Source organism: Alteromonas sp. 5E99-2 (assembly GCF_017368475.1).
Lineage (GTDB): Bacteria > Pseudomonadota > Gammaproteobacteria > Enterobacterales > Alteromonadaceae > Alteromonas_F.
In genome coordinates this window covers 1-2,122 of the sequence record NZ_JAFNJE010000033.1, presented here as the reverse complement: position 1 = coordinate 2,122, position 2,122 = coordinate 1, and the positions used below count along the sequence as shown (strand labels likewise).

The following is a 2,122-nucleotide window of genomic DNA, read 5'->3' as shown; positions in this document are numbered from 1 at the left end:
TGCGTTAATAACGTACTAATGCCACTGTCTGACATAATATAAGCTAGGCGCTCTTGTGGGTAATTGGGGTCAAGTGGCACATACGCCCCGCCCACCTTTAAAATGGCCAGTAAACCAACCACCATTTCAACTGAGCGCTCAACCGCTATACCCACTGTATCTTCTGGCTGAACCCCTTGTGCTATCAAGTAATGTGCTAATTGGTTTGCTCGTGCATTTAACACCTGATACGTTAACGTCTCGTCTTCAAATACAAGGGCTATCCCATTCGGTGTGCTACGTGCTTGCTGCTCAATCAATTCATGAACAAGTGTGTCTTGTTCATAACTTATCTCATTACTGCCTATGGCGAGCAGCGCTTCAGTTTCAGCTTTTGACAGTAACGCTATGTCGCCAATGCGCTGCTTAGGCTCTTGTGTTAATGCCGTTAATATGGCCGTGTAATGCTCGCCTAAACGTTTTATCGTACCGTGGTTAAACAGCTCTTTTGCATAACTGAAATCAATTGAAATATCACCTTCTGCGTTTTCTGTGGTATTTAAAATTAATTCAAATTGCGCAGCCTTATCACCTAACGCATATTCTTCTATTGTTAAATCTGATAACTGAGACAAGGCTTGCGTGTCTTTACGTTGGTGGTTATACATCACCTGAAATAACGGGGTATGTTGCAAGCTTCGCTCAGGCTGTAACGCTTCAACTAACTTTTCAAACGGCAAATCTTGATGTGCCTGCGCCCCTAATGCAGTTGCTTTAGCTTGCGCTAAAACCTCAGACAGTGACATGCTGCTATCCAGTACTCCACGCAAGACTTGTGTGTTCACGAAAAAGCCAATCACTTGCTCAACTTCACTGCGATGACGGTTCGCAATAGGTACACCAATACGAATATCTTCTTGCCCTGTATAGCGATATAACAGCACTTGATACGCCGCTAACAGACTCATAAATAAGGTTGACTGGTTCGCACCTGAAACCTGTTTTAGCGAACGACTCAACGCAGCAGGTAAAGTAAAAACATAGTTCGCTTGCGTGTAGTTAACATCAAGCCCTCTTGCATTGTCTGTCGCAAGTTGTAAAACAGGTTGTTGCTCTCCTTGCTCCGTATCTAGGTGCTCGCACCAATACGCTAATTGCTTTTCAAGCTCACCAGCTGCCAGCCAGTTGCGTTGCCATACCGCATAATCTGCATAGTGAATCGACAATGGTGGTAATGTAAGTGATCCACCTGTAATCAGCGCTTCATAACGTGCTACAAATTCATTAATCAATAACTGCATTGACCAACCATCACTAATAATGTGATGCATCACAACAACAAGAATATGCTCATCAGCCGAAAGTTTAATCACACCAACACGTAATAACCCATCTTGCGTTAAATCAAACGCTTGTGAGTTCCATGCGAGCGCTTGAGCTCTCGCTTGTGCTTGCTGCTCTTCACCATTAAGCGCAGATAAATCAACCTCAGAGAGAGTTAACTGACCTTCAGGATGAATAACCTGCTGGGCATGACCATCGTCAAGTGCTGTAAAGTTAGTTCTAAACGATTCATGGCGTTGCACTATTTCATTAAAACTTGTAGTTAACGCCGAAACATCCAATGAGCCCGTAAATTTCAACGCACCTGGAATATGGTACGCCGTGCTATCCGGCATCAATTGCCATAAAAACCACTGCCTCGCTTGCGCGAATGATAAGGGGATGCTCGAACGCTGTGATGAGCTTAATGACTGTATGCCTTTATTCGCGATGCTATCTTGTGCCGTAAACTCTGAAACTGCAGCATCATTACTCACCATGCACTTTGCTAAATCAGCCAAATGTTGAGCTTCAAGTAACTGCTTAGGTTTACACTTTAAGCCTTGTTTACGTGCTCGAGCAACCACTTGCAACGCCAGTATCGAGTCTCCACCCAATTCAAAGAAGTTATCGTGACGCGAAACTCGCTCTAGCTTCAGTATATCGCACCAAATAGCCGCCAATGTTTCTTCTATTTCACCTTTAGGCGCATTCATGCTTGATATTAACTCAGCAATGGTTTGCTTATTCATCAAGGCTTTAGGTGAGAACTTCATCCCCTGCTTACGGGCCCTAGCAACCACTTGTAACGCCAGTATTG

The 2,122-nt window shown here is 44.1% G+C and carries 1 protein-coding gene; it reads right to left on the bottom strand.

Annotation, left to right across the window (positions count from 1 at the left end; genetic code table 11):
- The coding region (locus J3L16_RS15685) for a condensation domain-containing protein (protein WP_207614006.1) at positions 1–2,122 on the bottom strand (2,122 nt) is incomplete at both ends.